Source organism: Pseudomonas sp. 37 R 15, assembly GCF_900004865.1.
Taxonomy (GTDB): Bacteria; Pseudomonadota; Gammaproteobacteria; order Pseudomonadales; family Pseudomonadaceae; genus Aquipseudomonas; species Aquipseudomonas fluorescens_AM.
The window spans coordinates 228,999-249,614 of record NZ_CVTV01000051.1 but is presented as its reverse complement, the minus strand read 5'-3'; the positions used below and the strand labels follow the sequence as shown (position 1 = coordinate 249,614).

The 20,616-nt window shown below is 55.5% G+C and carries 19 protein-coding genes; 17 read left to right on the top strand and 2 right to left on the bottom strand.

Annotated elements, in window-relative coordinates; translation table 11 throughout:
• Window positions 1-48 precede the first annotated feature (48 nt).
• The 8 genes from BFQ04_RS19490 (at window position 49) to BFQ04_RS19465 (ending at window position 7,564) form a co-directional block, all read left to right on the top strand.
• Window positions 49-1,347 carry an FAD-dependent oxidoreductase gene (locus BFQ04_RS19490; RefSeq protein WP_065952200.1) on the top strand — a complete coding sequence of 433 codons (1,299 nt, stop codon included), beginning with the start codon at window positions 49-51 and terminating at the stop codon, window positions 1,345-1,347.
• Window positions 1,348-1,403: 56 nt separating this feature from the next.
• Window positions 1,404-2,183: a nucleotidyltransferase domain-containing protein gene (locus tag BFQ04_RS19485; RefSeq protein WP_065952199.1), complete on the top strand. Its 780-nt coding sequence runs from the start codon at window positions 1,404-1,406 to the stop codon at window positions 2,181-2,183.
• Entirely contained in the window at window positions 2,184-2,732 is a 549-nt protein-coding gene (locus BFQ04_RS29405; RefSeq protein ID WP_137200415.1) for a hypothetical protein, read from the top strand.
• A 63-nt stretch (window positions 2,733-2,795) separates the two neighbouring features.
• A complete protein-coding gene (locus tag BFQ04_RS19480; RefSeq protein ID WP_065952198.1) occupies window positions 2,796-3,950 on the top strand; it encodes a hypothetical protein in 1,155 nt (384 codons plus the stop codon).
• Between the two features lie 48 nt (window positions 3,951-3,998).
• Entirely contained in the window at window positions 3,999-4,649 is a 651-nt protein-coding gene (locus BFQ04_RS29400) for a hypothetical protein (protein ID WP_137200417.1), read from the top strand.
• Complete coding sequence (locus BFQ04_RS19475; protein ID WP_065952197.1) at window positions 4,642-5,463, top strand: NAD(P)-binding domain-containing protein; 822 nt, start codon at window positions 4,642-4,644, stop codon at window positions 5,461-5,463. The genes BFQ04_RS29400 and BFQ04_RS19475 overlap by 8 nt, the downstream gene beginning before the upstream one ends.
• On the top strand, window positions 5,460-6,572 hold the full coding sequence (locus tag BFQ04_RS19470) for an aminotransferase class I/II-fold pyridoxal phosphate-dependent enzyme (protein WP_083218015.1): 1,113 nt from the start codon (window positions 5,460-5,462) through the stop codon (window positions 6,570-6,572). Before BFQ04_RS19475 ends, BFQ04_RS19470 begins: the two co-directional genes overlap by 4 nt.
• Window positions 6,569-7,564 carry an NAD-dependent epimerase/dehydratase family protein gene (locus BFQ04_RS19465; RefSeq protein ID WP_065952195.1) on the top strand — a complete coding sequence of 332 codons (996 nt, stop codon included), beginning with the start codon at window positions 6,569-6,571 and terminating at the stop codon, window positions 7,562-7,564. The genes BFQ04_RS19470 and BFQ04_RS19465 overlap by 4 nt, the downstream gene beginning before the upstream one ends.
• A 74-nt stretch (window positions 7,565-7,638) precedes the next feature.
• Here the strand turns inward: BFQ04_RS19465 and sfsA are convergent, their stop codons facing one another.
• The gene (sfsA, locus tag BFQ04_RS19460; RefSeq protein WP_065952194.1) at window positions 7,639-8,352 is read right to left on the bottom strand and encodes a DNA/RNA nuclease SfsA; all 714 of its coding nucleotides are present in this window, start codon (window positions 8,350-8,352) and stop codon (window positions 7,639-7,641) included.
• Window positions 8,352-9,524 (bottom strand): pyridoxal phosphate-dependent aminotransferase, encoded by a 1,173-nt coding sequence (locus tag BFQ04_RS19455; protein WP_065952193.1) that lies wholly within the window; start codon window positions 9,522-9,524, stop codon window positions 8,352-8,354. Before BFQ04_RS19455 ends, sfsA begins: the two co-directional genes overlap by 1 nt.
• Before the next feature lie 319 nt (window positions 9,525-9,843).
• Here BFQ04_RS19455 and dksA point away from each other — a divergent pair, with 319 nt between their 5' ends.
• The 9 genes from dksA (at window position 9,844) to panC (ending at window position 20,490) form a co-directional block, all read left to right on the top strand.
• Window positions 9,844-10,275 (top strand): RNA polymerase-binding protein DksA, encoded by a 432-nt coding sequence (gene dksA, locus BFQ04_RS19450; RefSeq protein WP_065883968.1) that lies wholly within the window; start codon window positions 9,844-9,846, stop codon window positions 10,273-10,275.
• Window positions 10,276-10,359: 84 nt separating this feature from the next.
• Entirely contained in the window at window positions 10,360-11,247 is an 888-nt protein-coding gene (gene gluQRS / locus BFQ04_RS19445; protein ID WP_065952192.1) for a tRNA glutamyl-Q(34) synthetase GluQRS, read from the top strand.
• Between the two features lie 62 nt (window positions 11,248-11,309).
• Window positions 11,310-11,486: a hypothetical protein gene (locus tag BFQ04_RS29395; protein ID WP_003176118.1), complete on the top strand. Its 177-nt coding sequence runs from the start codon at window positions 11,310-11,312 to the stop codon at window positions 11,484-11,486.
• On the top strand, window positions 11,470-14,424 hold the full coding sequence (locus BFQ04_RS19440) for a sensor histidine kinase (protein WP_162515427.1): 2,955 nt from the start codon (window positions 11,470-11,472) through the stop codon (window positions 14,422-14,424). Before BFQ04_RS29395 ends, BFQ04_RS19440 begins: the two co-directional genes overlap by 17 nt.
• Window positions 14,425-14,446: 22 nt before the next feature.
• Window positions 14,447-15,877: a sigma-54-dependent transcriptional regulator gene (locus BFQ04_RS19435; RefSeq protein WP_065952190.1), complete on the top strand. Its 1,431-nt coding sequence runs from the start codon at window positions 14,447-14,449 to the stop codon at window positions 15,875-15,877.
• A gap of 708 nt (window positions 15,878-16,585) precedes the next feature.
• Complete coding sequence (locus tag BFQ04_RS19430; protein WP_065952189.1) at window positions 16,586-17,989, top strand: polynucleotide adenylyltransferase PcnB; 1,404 nt, start codon at window positions 16,586-16,588, stop codon at window positions 17,987-17,989.
• A gap of 2 nt (window positions 17,990-17,991) precedes the next feature.
• Window positions 17,992-18,477 (top strand): 2-amino-4-hydroxy-6-hydroxymethyldihydropteridine diphosphokinase, encoded by a 486-nt coding sequence (gene folK, locus BFQ04_RS19425; RefSeq protein ID WP_065952188.1) that lies wholly within the window; start codon window positions 17,992-17,994, stop codon window positions 18,475-18,477.
• A gap of 364 nt (window positions 18,478-18,841) precedes the next feature.
• Entirely contained in the window at window positions 18,842-19,642 is an 801-nt protein-coding gene (panB, locus tag BFQ04_RS19415) for a 3-methyl-2-oxobutanoate hydroxymethyltransferase (RefSeq protein WP_065952186.1), read from the top strand.
• Window positions 19,639-20,490, top strand: coding sequence for a pantoate--beta-alanine ligase (panC, locus tag BFQ04_RS19410; protein ID WP_065952185.1), 852 nt, complete (start codon window positions 19,639-19,641; stop codon window positions 20,488-20,490). The genes panB and panC overlap by 4 nt, the downstream gene beginning before the upstream one ends.
• The last annotated feature ends 126 nt before the right edge of the window (window positions 20,491-20,616 follow it).

The following is a 20,616-nucleotide window of genomic DNA, read 5'->3' as shown; positions in this document are numbered from 1 at the left end:
GCATACGCAAGCAGGCGTCAGGCAGTACGTGTGAATTCGGAAGATACAATGATAGATGATCGTAGAACTCTCCTTAAATGGTTGATCACGGGCGCCGGAATAGCTGCACTAGACGCAGCGGCAGGCCCTTCAATTAAGATGTCACAGGCAAAAGTTTATAAAGTTGTAGTGGTGGGTGGGGGGTTTGCAGGTGCCACATTCGCTCGCACGCTAAAACGTCTCATACCCAACACTGTAATAACATTAATTGAAGAGTATACGGAATACTTCTCGGGCCCGCTCAGTGCGGAGTGCCTGACAGGAAAACGTAATGAAGAGACCTTGACGTTCGACTATAAAAAGCTCGTATCTGAAGGGATAAATGTCGTGCATGAGCGTGCGCTGACAATTGATGCTACTCAAAAAGTAGTAAAAACACCAAACACCACCCACCGGTACGATCGATGCATTGTGGCTGCTGGTATCGACTTTGATTTTGACCATATTAAGGGTCATAGCGAAGGGCTTGCTGATGTTTTTCCACACGCCTGGAAAGGGAAAGACCAGTTGAGTGCCCTGAAAAAACAACTGGAAGAAATGCCGGACGGCGGTACGGTTCTGATGTCGGCTCCCAACACAGAATACAGGTGTCCGCCGGGGCCGTATGAGCGAGTGAGTCAGATCGCCGAATACCTTATCGCGCATAAGCCAAACTCAAAGATTATCTTCCTCGACTCCAAAGAGAGGTTTCCCAAGCAAGCCCAGTTCGAATTGGCTTGGAAGCAGTTGTATGGGTACGGGACCGCAGAAAGCATCATTACCTGGATCGGCGCCCAACAGGGCGGAACGGTTACAGAATTGAGGCCGGACACGCGGGAACTTGTGTGCCAGGCAGGGGCTTTCAAGGGCGATGTCATCAATATTATTCCGAGACAAAAAGCCGACCTTTTCACCGCTGCAAACGGCCTGACTGGCGAGAACGGTTGGTGCCCGGTAAATACACAGACATTCGAGTCTTTGAAGGTTGCGAACGTTCATGTTATTGGCGACGCAGCAGACGCTCACAGCTTGCCAAAATCGGCATTCGCGGCCGCGTGTCAAGCACGGGTGTGTGCGCTGGCCGTGTATTCGCTGTTCAATCAATTGCCTCTCATGACACCAGAGTATATGAATGTCTGCTTCAGCCTCTGTGGCACGCATTACGCGATTTCGGTAACAGTGAGTTATCAACAAAATCCGCAAACAAATAAAATTGATGTTATTTCAACAAATATTACACCTCTCGACGCCCCGAAAACACAGTATGTGAGTGAAGTGCAATCCGCCTATGCCATGTTTAACAGCATGGCCAGCGGTGCTTTTGGCTAGCGATTGACAACTGAAGTGACGACACAAAGAACGCTCATAGAAACGGATGTTAACTCATGAATTTCATCGAAGAAGACTTTTTAAGTCGTCTAACAGACAAGGATATCGTTTATACGCTCGCGCTAACTGGATCAACAGCCAGAGGCGAGGCACGCAAGAATACCTCTCGACATGACTACACATCAGACATTGATGTACTTTGCCTCATAGACCCTAAAGATATACCGCAAACCTTGTGTTGTAAGAACGCCTACGAGAAGTGCAGTTCGCTGATATTGATGAGCAGCGAAGCTTTAAAGCACCCTTCAAACGCAATCCTTTCCATGGAGCTTGATTGGTTCGGAGACAATGGTCTTCTCTTGCAGAAACCTGACTTTAGTGGACACCGGGCAGATGAATTCCTGGCGTACCAGACACAACCTCTGGCGTACTACAATGCTCAATTAACGAGCTCAACAGCACACGTCGCACGCAGGCTTTATAGCAAAATTTGTATCACCTGTTTAAAACTACTCTATCTATCTGAATATCCAGAACGACGACGTTTCGTATTCGAACACGAATTGATACCTCACCGCTTTCCCGAGGTAAGCACTGCCCTTGTCGAACACATTGTCAACCGAGACCTGCCAGATGATCAGTTGGAATCTGTCGCACAGCATCTAAAAAACTTAATTACACAGCACAGGCTTATAACTGAAAGTGCGACTTTCCTTGATTCGACAGCCCTCTATTTCTCAAGTGAAGACCAGCAGGCCGACAAGATAATCCAAGCCGTATTTTTGGAAAACAACAAGTTAAGTAAACCAGAAAGCTTATTTTTAAGAGCCCATTGAATGATCGATATAATAACGACCCTCGGCCCTATCGGAACCGATTCACACACACAAGCTGCGAGTACTGGATCCACTGTATCTTTACACTCGACCTTTCATGCAGCGATTGAACATGCAAAAAAATTCAAGACGAGGTTATTAGTGCCGGCGGGATTTAGAGAATACCGCGACGGTAAACAATTTTCGTGGGTAGATTTTCACTTCGAATACTTGGATTCATTCGAACTACAAAGCGTCTGGTTTGAAAAAACACTGCCTATGGCGTTATTGCACAAGTCTTATGACTCGATTGCACTACACCCGTCAACGTGCTCACTAATAGCCGACCTGAACTCATACAAAGAAATTAAATACACTCAATCGAAAATCCATGCCTATCAACTCTACAAAAAAGGAGAGGTAGCCTCGGCGTTGACGAGCAGCTCGACATTTGATCAAACACTCGATGAACTTTATATTAAATCCCAATTTACTCCAACAATGGTGTGGTGCCTTTACCGCGCGAATTCTTTAGACATGGGCGTTTCCCGATCAACTGGATCGCCTTAACGGTCGATAACTGTAGCTCATTATTGGAAAACCCAGCGGCGGACATAATCAAAAGGAAAGGCAGTGAAGCGTACCAAAAACCAGATCATCATACTGCTTTGCTTTGTAATTTCGCTCACTGAGCGGTTCACCCAAGCCTCAATACCGCTCATTGTTAACCATTTGGATCTTTCCGGGTTAGAAATGTCGTTATTTCTAAGTGCCATGTCCGCATCGACTGTTTTCATAGGCGTGGCCATTGCCCCCTGTATAGACAGTTTTAGTCAAAAACGTTTTCTTTGCTTGATTGGTTTATTTACGCTCATTGCATCTGTATCGTTCTTCTTGTTCAACCGTAACGAAGCGCTCATTTGGGGCTGTCTGTTGACATTCAACATCGGCGCTATTCTTCGCATAATAAACTTTAAACGACTTTCAACCATAAACCTCGAAGTAGATAAATCCAAATTATCCCACGCACATACTCGCATGCAGTTATCCATAACGCTAGCGATGGCACTGGCGCCATTACTCCTGGCCGTGACGGCGGCTGACAACTATCTGCACCTTGCCTTTTGCCTGCTCATAAGTTCCGTTATTTTAAGCAGCTGTACGTCGTCGGTCGCGCCTCACTCAAAACATTCTACCTCAGTTAAACCCGCAACCATCACAGTTTGCGCGATGACGTCGGCTCACCATTTTATCTTTATCGGCATGCTATTGTCAGGACTATTTCTAAGCATACTACTCAGATATTGCCAAAGCATATCAATTAATCCCACTCAACTTTACTCAACCATTTTGTTCTCGCAAGTCATCGGCTTAATTATTGCCAATAGTATGTTCGAGCGCTTTTTCAATCATCGCTTCAACCGATACGAGCTGCTAATCATCAGCATAGTTGTCGCTGAATCGGCTTTTATTTATACGACGTCGTTCGTGGTGGTAAACACGCTTTCCTTTATCATCGGATTCTCATTTCAAATTATGTTCCTTAGGTCTCATAACCAGTTTCAGCGCATGATTCCTCATGGTTTGACCGCTAAAGCAAATGGCACGCGTGGACTGTATACGTTTGCAGGAGTCACCATCGGTTACTTCGCGGGGCCTCTACTGTATGAGTTTGGCGGAACGCCTTTATCTTTCGCGACATGCAGCGTCGTAGCGTTGCTTCTCTTTAGAGTTCTCCATCATCTACGCTTAAACAATTCACTCGATTATGCAAGGCCTGGCATCTAGGAAGACATTGATGTCGTTTCAACTAAAACTCACTCAGAGGCATACATAATGATAGCCCCTTGGAAGTTTCAATGTAAAAATCTTCACATTCAATTTGAAGCAAACTTTTCTGTTAAAGCGCCAAAGCCTGCCCTATCACAGGCGCTGCGTGTGTTGCCTACTGATGCTGCGATCAGCAATACCTTTCTTCTGACCATTTCAAAAATGCGTTCAACTTGCTTTACTGATGAAGACTTCATCACAAGTCATGAAGCCATATTAAAAGTCGCCATTACATGGCGCTCTGCTCGTTACTATTTCCCGGTACTTGCCGTAGTCGACGCCCCTCACTCCATCGCGCGCGGAGCATTATTGGGCTACATGAAAGACATTGGCACTGTAGAAATGGAAAACGACCATAGTCAATTTGATTGGAACCGCACGGAAAACTCTATAACCTTAAGTTCCACTGACAACGAGATTGAAGATATCTTATTACTCCCACATCTCACATTTCGGAACTACCGCACCCCTGACGTAGGGGTAAAAGGATTATCGACGCTGGATATCCAAGATCACACATGTTCGCCGACCTTGCGATGCACGTCGGCAGTGGTCAACCTTCCCTTTCTGGAAAATTTCGGAATATCACCCATCACGCCGTATAAGCTCGGCAAGTTGTCAGAATCTTTCACGCTGAATGGTTGCAACTATGCATAACATCCTTTTTGTTGGAAAAGGATTGATTACTACTTCACTGGCCGAACGCCTCAGTAGTGCTGACTGGAAAGTTGACTATTACTCTCGGACAGAGACAAGATTGAACTTTATCGATCTGTCGAAATATGACTATATTGTTTCTTGTCTTCCCAACGCAGAAATTTCTACACGCGTCTGGAGCAATATTTTAGCAGTCGCGCTTGCCAGCCATGCATTCAAAACAGTGTTCATTGAACTTTCGACACTCACCTGTGAAGCCATCAAGCAAATAGGAAACTCCTTTAACGACGAACGACTGAATTTTATTGAGGCCCCTTTTACTGGTAGCAAAACAGGATCACTGAAAGGGAGCCTGATATATTTCGCCCATTCGCAAAGGGTAGACACTCAACATGACCCATTCCTTAATACGACCTCTTCGAAAGTCTATACGTTCGACCATATCGGCGCAGCCACTCAATTTAAATTATTCTATAACCTGTGGGGACTGACTGCGCTCGGGCTTTTAGGTCAAATGCTAAGGCTACTGGAGGCGCTGCCTCAGAACGAACTGGCTGCCACGATAATCACTTCACACGATGACTTCTGGATGAACTCAATTGCGCAACAAAAGCTTAATCAAAGCCTGGCACGAAACCATCAGGATATACATTGCAAGTTAAAATATGCAAAAAAGGACATAAAGTACGCCTTGGATGAATTCAGCGATTACAAATTAGACTTGTCTCACTGCCTATTTTCTATTTTAGAGTCGGATCAAAGCATCGGCTATGACGAATTGGATTTCACCGCAATGAGTGAATTATTCAAATGACCGGATTACGCCCGATCACCCGTCAAGCGACAAATACACTGGCGCTAGCTAAATATCCCGGCGCACAACCTCACTGGGTAGCGGATATGGGTTTTGCAACGCCAGACCCCATACTTTCTGCCGTTAGAGAAAGAATTGAAGAGGGGCATTTTTCCTATCCAAACATTCCACGCTCTGTCTACAAATCCATTCAACAATGGTGCATAAAGCAGTATGATTGGGGCATACGAGAAGAATGGATTGTTATAGTTCCTAATACAATATCGGGTGTTCGAATCTCTATCAAGAGCACATGCCCCCATGGGACCATTGCTGTGCAGTCGCCTAACTACGGCAAGCTGCTTAATTTAAGCAAGGGATTTAATTTTACGCAGTGGGCAATAGCGCTGACCGAGAACAGCAAGCCGTTCACGACTAGCGATCTCGGTCAAATTAGGCGGACCAGGCCATCGGCAATTATTCTCTGCAACCCTACTAATCCGACCGGCATTGTTTCAACCCGAGAGGAGCTTGAAAGGCTAGCATTCAATATCAAAGATCTTGACACAGTCGTTATTTCGGATGAGGCTCACGCGGATATAATTCTCGGTGACTGTCGTCATATTCCAGCGGGATCAATAAAGGGACTGGAAAACAAATCTATTACGCTTCTATCGCCTAGTAAGACTTTTAATTTAGCTGGCATATCCGTAGGCTATGCCGTTATCCCATCCACAACGATTCGCGAGAAGTTTAAAGAGACCCAGGCTTTTTTTGCCACCGGTATAAACGCGTTGGGGCTCGTGGCGCTTGAAAGTGCTTACTTCAATTGCTCCAATTGGCTCCAGTCATTGCTGCAGCAGTTGAAGATCAACCAGAACATCATCCAAACTACGTTGCGTCATACGTCCCTTAATTACAGCCCCTCAGAAGCAACCTACCTTGCATGGATTGATACTAGGGCGGCCGACGGGAACGTTTTTGCCAATCTTCTACAAGCAGGCGTCGCAGTATCCGACGGTCACGAGTTTGGTTCGCCCGGCTGGATCAGATTTAATTTCGCTTGCCCGCAAGATCAGCTGGCGACGGCGACATCCACGTTCTTAGATTTATTCAGGAGTATTAAATGAAAATCCTCATAACTGGAGGCGCCGGCTACATAGGCAGCACAATTTGCTTGGCACTTGCCGACGCCGGGCATCATCCGGTTATCCTTGATGAGCAGCCTTGCCCCACTGAAAAAGCCTCTGGGACGGTTTCATACTATCAAGGTGATATTTCTGACCGACAACTTCTCACGCAGATTGCAAAGGCTCATCCTGACCTTTCCTTGGTCGTTCATTGTGCAGCAAAAATTGACGTCGCCGAATCCATAACACAACCAGACACTTATTATGAAAATAATTTTTCAAAGTCAGTAAGCATGGTCAACCATCTGCTTGATTTGGGCGTCAATAAGTTAATTTTAAGCGGAACTGCAGCTCTTTACAGCGCGGACAATGCACATCGCTTTGACGAGCATTCAAACCCTGTCCCAATGAGTCCCTATGCCAGATCCAAATACTTTCTTGAACTGGCACTCAAAGATATTTCTAACGCAAGGGACTTTCAATTTCTCACTTTCCGATATTTCAACCCCATTGGCAGTGATCACTCATTCAGAACGGGCTTCAGAGGCGACAATAAAAGCAGTCTTTTAAATTCGCTGATCCAATGCGCAGCATCAAGGAAGCCATTTCAAATCAACGGCACTGACTGGAATACTCGGGATGGTTCTACGGTCCGGGATTTTGTGGACGTCGCAGACCTTGCCGCCGCACACGTGCTGGCTGCGCTTGCCTTTAACAACAATAGTTTATCGGTGCCGCTGAACCGGTTTGGAATGCCTGTCATCAACCTGGGTTCCGAGCGAGGCGTTACTGTAGAGGAGTTTGTGCTGGCATTCATGAGTGCCACTAAATCTGAATTGGTCGTAAACAGGGCCGGGCGACGTCCGGGCGACATCATTGGCGGTTATGCATCGAGTAAGCTGGCCCGCGAGTTGTTGGGGTGGGCACCTTCAACCCCACTTCAGACTTCCATTCTTAATTCGATCCGTTGGGCCACCACCTTAAACAAGTAGATTGGGCGTGACCTGGTCGATGCGTGACCAGGCTTCGCCGTCTGTCATGATGGTAAGGAAGTCCGCAACGACGTTCAATTACCCAGAACGATCTGGATCGGCCGCTCAATGCGTATTTCTTCGTGCGTGACCCGTACACCGTAAGCTAAGACTTCAACGCCGGCAGCCTTGGCTTCACGCAATGCGGTGGCATAGCCCGCGTCGATTTCCTCGGCGGGCCGCACCGCATCAACACCCGATAGACACACGCAATACAACTGCACCGCCCGCACACCTTCACGCGCCAGGTAAGCCAGCTCCCGCAGGTGCTTGGCACCGCGTTGGGTCACCGCATCGGGGAACGCCGCCACTGAGCTGCCATCAAAGCCCAACGTGACACTTTTGACTTCGACAAATGCGGCCCCCTGCGGGTATTCCAGGCGAAAATCGATCCGGCTTTTTTCCTGACCGTAAGGCACTTCTCGCTTCAACCCAGTGAAACCGTTGAGCTCAGTGATGACGCCGGCGCGCAATGCCTCCTCGACCAACTGATTGGCGCGTGCCGTGTTGACGCATGCCAGCCGGCCCTGAGGCGTTTCGGCGATTTCCCAGGTGCCTGGCAACTTGCGCTTGGGGTCGGCGGAACGGCTGAACCACACCTGGCCACCTTCAACCATGCAATTGAGCATCGAACCGGTGTTCGGGCAGTGAATGGTGAGCAACTCGCCGGTAACGGTTTCGATATCGGTGAGAAAGCGCTTGTAGCGGCGGATCAGCCGCCCTTCTTCGAGAGGAGGATGAAAACGCATCAGCCTTGCCAGCTCCGCAAGCCACGGGCAATCCGCTCCACCGCTTCTTGTAGCCGGTCGAGGTTTTGCGTGTAGGCAAACCGCACGTGATGACCGGCTTGATAACGCCCGAAATCCAGCCCGGGAGTAAACGCTACATATTCTGTCTCCAGGAAATGCCGACAGAACGCGAAGGCATCACCGCCGAACGCGCTGATATCCGCATAGAGATAGAACGCCCCTTCCGGCTCCACGGCGATCCTGAACCCCAACTCGCGCAGAGCCGGCAGCAGGAAGTCACGGCGCCGGCCAAATTCGGCGCGACGCTCCTCCAGAATGCTCAGGGTTTGCGCGGTGAAACAGGCCAACGCCGCATGCTGGGCCATGCTCGGCGCGCTGATGTAGAGGTTTTGCGCCAACTTCTCCAATTCACCGACCGCTTCCGGGGGTGCCACCAGCCAGCCCAGGCGCCAGCCGGTCATGCCGAAATACTTCGAAAAACTATTCAGGACGAAAGCATCGTCATCGACTTCCAGCACGCTCGCGGCGTCTGCGCCGTAGGTGAGGCCGTGATAGATCTCGTCCACCACCAAGTGGCCGTCACGCGCTTTGATGGCGCTCGATAGCCCGGCCAGTTCGTCCCGAGTGAGCATGGTCCCGGTAGGATTGGCCGGGGAGGCAACCAGCGCGCCCACGCTGTCCGGGTTCCAGTGTTCTGCCACCAGGCCCGCAGTCAATTGATAGCGTACGTCCGGTCCCACCGGCACCAACTGCGCCGCGCCCTCGACCAGGCGCAAAAAATGCCGGTTGCAGGGATAGCCTGGATCCGCCAGCAGCCAGTGCTTGCCCGGATCCACCAGCAGGCTGCTGGCCAGTAACAGCGCGCCGGAGCCGCCGGGCGTGATCAGAATGCGCTGCGCATCGATGTCCAACCCATAGCGTTGCTGGTAGAAACCGCTGATCGCTTCACGCAACTCGGGCAGCCCACGGGCGGCGGTGTAGCGGGTCTTGCCGTTGGCCAGGGCCGCCTGGCCAGCCTGGATAATCGGTTCGGCGGTGGTGAAGTCCGGCTCGCCGATTTCCAGATGGATCACGTCGCGGCCGGCTGATTGCAGCTCATTGGCCCGCGCCAGTAACGCCATGACATGAAAAGGTTCGATGGCGCGACTGCGCGCACTGTAGGGCTGAGCCATTAGCCTTCCTTAGACGGTGAGGACAAAATCCGGATTCTACCGAACCCTGGCGCTAAAACATGCTCTATTGCCTGCCCGGCCGACTTCACGGCTCGGGCAAGCGCCGGCAAAACGACTAAAATCAACATTCCAGACGCGACATACCCAGCCACGACGGGGCCCTGCAGTTTGCAACCCCGGCGCGACAGGCTCGACAACCGGGAGTGGCGCACCCTGAATCTATCTGGTAAGTTCGCCCGCTTGCAGCCGCAGGGCCGGCAGGTGTCGGTGACGTTGCAATCCTGCGCAATGGATTAGAAGAGTGAGAGGCGGTCTATTCATGTCCACCCAAGAAAAGCAAAGCATCAGCGGCTTCGAACCTTACGTAGAGAAGAAAGGTGAGGAGTACATGGGCGAGCCCATGCGCTTGCACTTCACCAAGATCCTGAACAAGTGGAAACAAGACTTGATGCAGGAGGTTGATCGTACCGTTGACCACATGAAGGACGAAGCCGCCAACTTCCCTGACCCGGCCGACCGTGCCAGCCAGGAAGAAGAGTTCGCCCTCGAACTGCGCGCCCGCGATCGCGAGCGCAAGTTGATCAAGAAGATCGACAAGACCCTGCAACTGATCAAAGACGAAGAATACGGCTGGTGCGAATCCTGCGGCGTCGAGATTGGTATTCGTCGCCTGGAAGCCCGCCCGACCGCGGACCTCTGTGTAGACTGCAAGACCTTGGCCGAAATCAAGGAAAAACAGGTCGGCAAGTAATACCTGCCGAGCTGAACGAATGGGGCGTGCGAACGCCCCATTTTTGTTTCTGGCGTTTACCGATTTTCCAGTAGTATCCGGCCCATGACTGCCTCTACCTATATCGGGCGTTTTGCCCCTACGCCCAGCGGCCATTTGCACTTCGGCTCCCTGGTCGCCGCCCTCGCCTCCTACCTCGACGCCCGCGCCAACCACGGCCGCTGGCTGATGCGCATGGAAGACCTCGATCCGCCCCGGGAAGAACCCGGCGCCCAGGCGGCAATTCTGCATGCCCTTGAGAGCTACGGCTTTGAATGGGACGGCGAACAGGTCCGGCAAAGCGAGCGACACGAGGCCTACGCCAAGGTACTGAACGACCTGTTCAACCACGGCCTGGCCTACGCCTGCACCTGCTCGCGCAAACAGCTGGAGCCCTACAACGGGATTTACCCCGGACTTTGCCGCAATGCTGGCCACGACCAGCAAGATGCCGCTATCCGTCTGCGCGTACCCGAGCTCGAATATCATTTTACCGACCGGGTACAGGGCCAATTCCGACAGCATCTGGGGCGTGATGCGGGCGACTTCATCATCCGCCGCCGCGACGGCCTGTACGCCTATCAATTGGCCGTGGTGCTGGATGACGCCTGGCAAGGGGTTACCGACATCGTGCGCGGTGCCGACCTGCTCGATTCCACGCCCCGCCAGCTTTACCTGCAGGAATTGCTCGGCCTGCGCCAGCCGCGCTATCTGCACGTGCCGCTGATCGTCCAGCCCGACGGTAACAAACTGGGCAAATCGTACCGTTCGCCACCGCTGACCGCGGACCAGGCCGCGCCGTTGCTGCTCAGAGCACTGCGCGCCCTCGGTCAGCCGGTCGTAGACGAACTGCTTTACGCAAGCCCACGGGAACTGCTGGATTGGGGCATCCAGCAGTGGGATGCCACACTGATCCCGCGCACACTCACGCTGGCCGAAGCGCAATTGAGCTGAAGGCGCTTGCAGCTTGCCGGGCATCCGTTACCATCGCCGCAGTTTTTCAATCAGAGGCCAACATGTACATCTATCGATTGGTCCTGCTGCTGGTCGTCGGGATCTACCTGTTTTCCCCCGCCATCATGGATTGGTGGATCGACGCCACGGGCGCCTGGTACCGCCCTTATCTGCTGTGGCTGATCCTGATCGTCGTGACTTTCATCCTGCAGAGCCAAAAAGATGCCGATGAGCTTTAGCCTCACCCAGATGCTGCTGATCAGCGCCGCCTACCTGGCGGCGTTGTTCGGCGTCGCCTGGATCAGTGAGCGCGGAATGATTCCGCGGGCGATCATTCGCCATCCCTTGACCTACACCTTGTCCCTGGGCGTGTACGCCAGCGCCTGGGCGTTCTACGGTACGGTGGGCCTGGCCTATCAATACGGCTATGGCTTCCTTTCCAGCTACCTCGGGGTGTCCGGCGCGTTCCTCCTGGCGCCGGTGCTGCTGTACCCGATCCTGAAAATCACGCGTACCTATCAGTTGTCCTCCCTGGCGGACCTGTTTGCCTTTCGCTTTCGCAGCACCTGGGCCGGTGCGCTCACCACGATTTTCATGTTGATCGGCGTGCTGCCGTTGTTGGCCCTGCAGATCCAGGCAGTGGCCGACTCCATCAGCATCCTCACCCGCGAGCCCGTGCAACATCGCGTTGCCCTGGCCTTCTGCGCCTTGATCAGCCTGTTCACGATTTTCTTCGGCTCACGCCATATCGCCACCCGCGAAAAACACCAGGGCCTGGTGTTCGCGATTGCCTTCGAGTCGGTGATCAAGTTGATTGCCATCGGCGGTGTCGGCCTTTACGCGCTTTACGGCGTGTTCGACGGCCCGCAACAGTTGGAATTGTGGTTGCTGCAAAACCAGACCGCCCTGGCCGCGCTGCACACGCCGCTGCAGGAAGGCCCGTGGCGAACACTGCTGCTGGTGTTCTTCGCGTCGGCGATCGTGATGCCGCACATGTACCACATGACCTTCACCGAGAACCTCAACCCACGTTCGCTGGTCAGCGCCAGCTGGGGTTTGCCGCTGTTCCTGCTGTTGATGAGCCTGGCGGTGCCGCTGATCCTCTGGGCCGGCCTGAAACTGGGGGCCACCACCAACCCCGAGTATTTCACCCTGGGCATCGGTATCGCGGCCAACAGCCCGGCCCTGGCGCTGCTGGCGTATGTCGGCGGTTTGTCCGCGGCCAGCGGCCTGATCATTGTCACCACGCTGGCCCTCTCCGGAATGGCGCTTAACCACCTGGTGCTGCCGCTGTACCAGCCACCGGCCGAGGGCAATATCTACCGCTGGTTGAAATGGACACGTCGCGCGCTGATCGTCGCCATCATCATGGCCGGCTACGCCTTCTATCTGCTGCTGGGTGCCGGACAGGACCTGGCCAACCTCGGCATCGTGGCTTTTGTCGCCACCTTGCAGTTCCTGCCGGGCGTGCTGTCGGTACTGTACTGGCCCACCGCCAATCGCCGTGGCTTCATCGCCGGGTTGCTGGCGGGCATCCTGGTGTGGCTGGTCACTATGTTGCTACCACTGGTCGGCAACCTGCAGGGGTTCTATATCCCCTTGCTGAACATGATTTACGTGCTGGACGACACCAGCTGGCACATGGCCGCGATCGCCTCGCTGGCCGCCAACGTGCTGATGTTCACGCTGATCTCGTTGTTCACCAATGCCAGCCCCGAAGAAATCAGCGCCGCCGAAGCCTGCGCAGTGGACAACGTGCGCCGCCCGCAACGCCGCGAGCTGCACGCGGCCTCGCCCCAGGAATTCGCCACGCAACTGGCCAAGCCACTCGGTGCCAAGGCCGCGCAAAAGGAAGTCGAGCAGGCCTTGCGCGATTTGTACCTGCCGTTCGACGAGCGCCGGCCCTATGCCCTGCGGCGTTTGCGTGACCGTATCGAAGCCAACCTGTCGGGGCTGATGGGCCCCAGCGTGTCCCAGGACATGGTGGAAACCTTCCTGCCCTACAAGGCGGGCGGCGAGAACTACGTGACCGAAGACATCCACTTCATCGAAAGCCGGCTCGAGGACTACCACTCGCGCCTCACCGGCCTGGCCGCCGAACTCGATGCCCTGCGCCGTTATCACCGCCAGACCCTGCAGGAACTGCCGATGGGCGTGTGTTCCCTGGCCAAGGACCAGGAAATCCTGATGTGGAACAAGGCCATGGAAGAGCTTACCGGTATCGCCGCGCAACGCGTGGTCGGCTCTCGCCTCAATACCCTGGGTGACCCCTGGAAAGAACTGCTCCAGGGCTTTATCAACCTGCCCGACGAGCATTTGCACAAGCAGCACCTGGCCCTCGACGGCCAGACCCGCTGGCTGAACTTGCACAAGGCCGCCATTGACGAGCCCCTCGCACCCGGTAACAGCGGCCTGGTGTTACTGGTCGAAGACCTCACCGACACGCAGATGCTCGAAGACAAGCTGGTGCACTCCGAGCGCCTGGCCAGCATCGGTCGCCTGGCCGCTGGCGTGGCTCACGAGATCGGCAACCCGATCACCGGTATCGCCTGCCTGGCGCAGAACCTGCGGGAAGAACGTGAGGAAGACGATGAAATCACCGAGATCAGCGGGCAAATCCTTGAGCAGACCAAGCGCGTGTCGCGCATCGTGCAGTCACTGATGAGCTTCGCCCACTCCGGCGCCCACCAGAATCAGGACGAAGCGGTATGCCTGGCCGAGGTGGCGCAGGATGCCATTGGGCTGCTGGCCTTGAACCGGCGCAATTTCGAAGTACAGTTCTTTAACTTGTGCGACCCGGACCATTGGGTCGATGGCGACTCGCAACGCCTGGCCCAGGTCCTGATCAACCTGCTGTCCAACGCCCGCGACGCGTCCCCCCCGCACAGTGCAGTCCGCGTCAAGAGCGAGGCTTTCGAGCACACGGTCGACCTGATCGTGGAAGACGAAGGCAGCGGCATTCCACAGAACATCATGGACCGATTGTTCGAACCATTCTTCACCACCAAGGACCCGGGTGAAGGTACCGGTCTGGGCCTTGCACTGGTCTATTCCATCGTTGAAGAGCATTATGGACAAATCACCATCGACAGCCCGGCTGACACCGAAAGCCAACGCGGCACCCGTATTCGGGTGACCTTGCCGCGTCATGTCGAAGCGACGTCCGCTGTGAACTGAGACCGTCGAGAGAATTGAATCAATGCCGCACATTTTGATCGTCGAAGACGAAACCATTATCCGCTCTGCCTTGCGTCGCCTGCTTGAACGTAATCAGTACCAGGTCAGCGAAGCCGGCTCGGTGCAGGAAGCCCAGGAGCGGTTCAGCATTCCCACGTTCGACCTGATCGTCAGCGACCTGCGTCTGCCGGGCGCACCGGGTACCGAATTGATCAAGCTCGGCCAGGGCACGCCGGTGCTGATCATGACCAGCTACGCCAGCCTGCGCTCGGCGGTGGACTCGATGAAGATGGGCGCGGTGGACTACATCGCCAAGCCTTTTGACCACGACGAGATGCTTCAGGCAGTGGCGCGCATCCTGCGTGACCGCCAGTCGGCCAGCAATGCGCCGGTCGAACAACGCCCGGCAGGCAAAGCTGCCGACAAACCGGGCGTCGACAACAGCAACGGCGAGATCGGCATCATTGGTTCCTGCCCGCCCATGCAGGACCTTTACAGCAAGATCCGCAAGGTCGCGCCGACCGACTCCAATGTATTGATCCAGGGCGAGTCGGGCACCGGCAAGGAACTGGTGGCCCGCGCCCTGCATAACCTGTCCAGGCGCGCCAAGGCACCGATGATTTCGGTGAACTGCGCGGCAATCCCCGAATCCTTGATCGAGTCCGAATTGTTCGGCCACGAAAAAGGCGCGTTCACCGGTGCCAGCGCCGGGCGCGCGGGCCTGGTCGAAGCGGCCGATGGCGGCACGCTGTTCCTCGACGAGATCGGCGAGCTGCCCCTGGAAGCCCAGGCGCGCTTGTTGCGCGTGTTGCAGGAAGGCGAAATTCGCCGGGTCGGGTCGGTGCAATCGCAAAAGGTCGATGTACGTCTGATCGCCGCGACGCACCGTGACCTCAAGAGCCTGGCCAAAATCGGCCAATTCCGCGAAGACTTGTATTACCGCTTGCACGTGATTGCGCTCAAGCTGCCGGCACTGCGTGAGCGGGGCGCCGACGTCAACGAAATCGCCCAGGCGTTCCTGCTGCGCCAGAGCGCACGCATCAACCGTACCGACCTGAAATTTGCGCCCGACGCGGAGCAGGCGATCCGGCATTACTCATGGCCGGGCAACGTGCGCGAACTGGAAAACGCCGTCGAGCGTGCGGTCATCCTGTCGGAAAGCCCGGAAATATCCGCCGAGCTGCTGGGCATCGATATCGAACTCAGCGATCTGGACGACGACGACTTCATCGGCCTGGCGCCGCAACAGGGCGCGGGCAGCAATACCAGCCACGAGCCGACGGAAGATTTGTCCCTGGAAGACTACTTCCAGCATTTCGTCCTCGAGCACCAGGACCACATGACCGAGACCGAACTGGCACGCAAGCTGGGCGTGAGCCGCAAGTGCCTGTGGGAACGTCGCCAGCGCCTGGGCATTCCACGGCGCAAGACCGGCGTCGCCAGCGAAAGTTGAGGGGCCGCGCCACAGGTAACACGTGCAGATGTGAAAAAACTGTTACCGCGGATATTTCGCGTAACAAAAGCCGGGGCTTACGGTAACGAAGCCCCGGCTTTTTTTGGTCCCTCAAAAACCCGAATCGGACTCAAACCCCCGGCTTTACTGGTCGACGCTAAAGTTGGCACGCCCCCTGCTATATGCTTAGTACAAAAACAATAACAAGCTTTGTACAAGACAATAAAAATAAGACGAATCGACTCACGCATAACAAAAACAACACGGCGGAGGCGCAGCTAACTGATTCTTTTGGAGAGGCGTTGCATTTGGGGCTTGCCCCGCAACCAGGCCGAGAACAACAAAAACTGCCCTAAGGCAGAGCCTGAACTGGTTGGATCGTAGATCAGCAACACAGCGACCAAAGCAATCCGTTTGCTCTTGGCTCCCGATTGGGAGTGTCATGAAGGTGAAGCTTCATGACGAGGGCGATCAACAAAAACAAGAAGCCCGAAATCAATAATAAAAATAGAGCACGCAACTACTTCTGGGGGAGCTTCGGCTCCCCTTGTAGTTTCCGACAGATTGCCCCTGGATTGGCCCTCAAACGCTTTTGGCGCAACGCCCGCAGCTTGTTCCTACACCATCCCCTGACTAAATGCTAGAATCCCGGCCCATCATGCGGTCATTCTTCGTTATGGCCGAACATTCCTTCAAACAGTGCATCCCATGCTGAAGAAGTTGTTCCAGTCATTCCGTTCTCCCTTGCGTCGTACGCAACACATTCGCAGCACGCCTGAAGTGCTTAACAGCAATCAGCATTCATTGCAGCGCGCTCAATTCAGCCGTTACGCAGTGAACATCGTCGAACGTTTGCAGAACGCCGGCTACCAGGCCTACCTGGTGGGCGGGTGCGTACGCGACATGCTGCTCAATATCACGCCGAAGGATTTCGACGTCGCCACCAGCGCCACACCTGAACAGGTGCGTGCCGAATTTCGCAATGCGCGGATCATCGGGCGCCGCTTCAAGCTGGTGCATATCCACTTCGGTCGCGAAATCATCGAGGTCGCGACGTTCCGCGCCGGCCATCCGCAAAACGATGAAGAGGAAGACACCAACCAGTCTTCCCGCAACGAAAGCGGACGCATCCTGCGCGACAATGTCTACGGCACCCTGGAAGAAGACGCGCAACGCCGCGACTTCACCATCAATGCCCTGTATTACGATCCGGTCAGCGAGCGCATCCTCGATTACGCCAACGGCGTACACGACATCCGCAACAACCTGATCCGCTTGATCGGCGACCCGACGCAGCGCTACCAGGAAGACCCGGTGCGCATGCTGCGCGCGGTGCGGTTCGCCGCCAAGCTGAACTTCGGCATCGAGAAACACACAGCCGCGCCGATTCGCGAACTGGCACCGATGCTGCGGGAAATTCCGTCGGCACGCTTGTTTGAAGAAGTGCTCAAGCTGTTCCTCTCGGGCTATGCGGCCGACACCTTTGAAATGCTCGTCGACCTGCAATTGTTCGATCCACTGTTCCCGGCCAGCGCCGAGGCCCTGGAATACAACCCGACGTACACCCACACCCTGATCAGCGAAGCCTTGATCAACACCGACTTGCGCATCAAACAGAACAAGCCGGTCACCCCGGCCTTCCTGTTTGCCGCGCTGTTGTGGCCGGCCCTGCCCAAACGCGTACTGCGCTTGCAGGATCGCGGCATGCCGCCGATCCCAGCCATGCAGGAAGCCGCCCACGAATTGATCAGCGAGCAGTGCCAGCGCATCGCCATTCCGAAGCGTTTCACCTTGCCGATCCGCGAGATCTGGGACATGCAGGAGCGCCTGCCGCGCCGCAGCGGCAAACGCGCCGACCTGTTGCTGGACAATCCGCGCTTCCGCGCCGGCTACGACTTCCTGTTGCTGCGCGAAAGCGCCGGCGAGCAGACCGACGGCCTGGGCGAATGGTGGACCGACTACCAGGACGCCAATGACAGCCAACGCCGCGAGATGATTCGTGAACTCGGCAGTAAAGGCGACGGCACCGGCGACGGGCCGAAAAAGCGTCGCCGCAGTTCCAGCAAGCGCAAACGCAGCGCCGCCGATGCCTCAGGCGCAACAGGCGAATAAACGTGGAACGTATCTACATCGGCATGGGCAGTAACCTGGCTGCCCCGCAACAGCAATTGCGCAACGCTATCGAAGCTTTGGCGCAATTGCCCGGCACTGCTCTGGCCGGTGTATCCGCCTTCTATCAAAGTGACTCCCTGCTTCCCGGCCAACCGCGCTACACCAACGCGGTGGTGGCCCTGGACAGCGACCTTGCGCCGCTCGACCTGCTCGACGCGCTGCAAGCCATCGAAAACGATCAGGGTCGCCAGCGCCTCGAGCGTTGGGGGCCACGCACGCTGGACCTGGATATCCTGCTCTTCGGTGATCGCCTGATCGACGAGCCACGCCTCAAGGTGCCGCATTACCAGATGCATTTGCGGGCGTTTGTGCTTTATCCGCTGGCCGAGCTGGCGCCTGCCGATCTGCAACTGCCTGACGGGCAAAGCCTCAGCGGCCTGCTTAAAGCCTGCCCATTTGTCGGGCTGGAACGCTTACATCAAGAATGACTCGGTCAATGTGGGAGCTGGCTTGCCTGCGATACAGGCGACTCGGTGTATCTGACGTACGGCGGTGATGCTATCGGGGGCAAGGCCCCTCCCACCTTTGATCTCTTGTGTCGTAAAAGCTGCGCCCAAGTTGCCGAATCGCTTCAGTAACAGCAGTAACACCGCCATCGTAACAATGCGGTAACACATCCAATTGACTTCCCGTGTCCTCCTCACGACTATAGGCGTCCCGCTGCCGCCAACCCGGCGCTGAAGGGCGCAATCCAGGCCTTATAAGCACTGCTCTCAAGACAGTGCGCCTGTATAAACGAAGACTCACGCGCGTTACTCGCTGTTTCCAAGCGCCTGAACGAGGACCCTTTTCATGCCAGACATTACCCTGACCACCTTGCAGAGCCTCAAGCTCAGAGGTGAAAAAATCACTATGCTGACCTGCTACGACGCTACCTTCGCCCACGCCAGCTGTCAGGCCGGGGTCGAGGTGTTGCTGGTAGGCGACTCCCTGGGCATGGTGCTTCAAGGGAATGACAGCACGCTTCCCGTCACCACCGACGAGCTCGCGTACCACACCGCCAACGTCAAGCGTGGCAATGACGGCGCGTTTATCATCGCCGACCTGCCGTTCATGGGGTACGCCACCCTCGAACAGACCTTCCAGAACGCCGGCAAACTGATGCAGGCGGGTGCGCACATGGTCAAGGTCGAAGGCGCCGTATGGCTCGCCGAGTCGATCCGACTGCTGGCTGAGCGAGGCGTCCCGGTATGCGCGCACATGGGCCTGACACCGCAGTCGGTCAACCTGCTCGGCGGCTACAAGGTACAGGGGCGCAATGAAGCCCAGGCACGCCAGATGCGCGCCGACGCCATTGCTCTGGAACAAGCCGGCGCCGCGATGATTCTGCTGGAGTGCGTGCCCAGTGAACTGGCCGCCGAAATCACCCAGGCCGTCAAGATACCGGTGATCGGCATCGGTGCAGGCGCCGCCACCGATGGCCAGGTGCTGGTGCTGCACGACATGCTCGGCTTGTCGATCAGCGGCCACGTGCCCAAGTTCGTGAAGAACTTCATGGCCGGCCAGGCCAGCATTCACGCCGCACTGAGCGCTTACGTCAGCGAAGTCAAAGCCGTGACCTTTCCCGGCACCGAACACGGGTTTTCTGCATGAACACCGTTAAAACCCTACGTGAACTGCGCGCCGCCGTGACCCACGCGCGCAGTGCCGGCAAACGCATCGGCTTCGTGCCGACCATGGGCAACCTGCACAACGGCCACGCCACTTTGGTGACCAAGGCCGCGCAGCAATCGGATTTCGTGGTGACGAGCATTTTTGTCAACCCGCTGCAATTCGGCGCCGGCGAAGACCTGGACAAATACCCGCGCACCCTTGCCGCCGATCAGGAAATGCTGCTGCAAGCCGGTTGCAACCTGCTGTTCGCGCCCACGGTCGAGGAAATGTACCCCGACGGCATGACCGGCCAAACCCGCGTCAGCGTTCCGCAGCTGTCCGAAGGCCTCTGCGGGGCCAGCCGTCCAGGGCATTTCGAAGGCGTCGCCACGGTGGTCAGCAAGCTGTTCAACATGGTCCAGCCGGATATGGCCGTGTTTGGCCAGAAGGACTATCAGCAACTGGCGGTGATCCGCGCCATGGTGCATGACCTGAACATGCCGATCCAGATCATCGGCGAGCCGACCGTCCGCGCAACTGACGGCCTGGCGCTGTCATCGCGCAACGGTTATCTCACCCAGGAGCAACGCGCAATTGCCCCCGTGCTGTACCGCAGCCTCAGCCAGATGGCCGAAGCCATCAAAAGCGGTGAGCGTGATTTCGCCACGCTGCGCGCCGAGCACATCCAGCAGATCGAAGCCGCCGGCTTGCGTATGGACTACCTGGAAGTGCGTCAAGGCGTGCACTTGCGTCCGGCCACGCCCGAGGACCGGGACATTGTGATCCTGGTTGCGGCCTATCTGGGCGCGACACGCCTGATCGACAACCTGCACCTGAACCTCAACTGACCCTTCTCGACACCCCGCCGATTGCCTTCATCGCTGTGCCGGTATAAAAAAGTACCGGCCACAGCGCAGACAAAGCCAAGACATATCGACACGCTAGGTTTAATGTAATCGCCCTGCGCTCCTGGT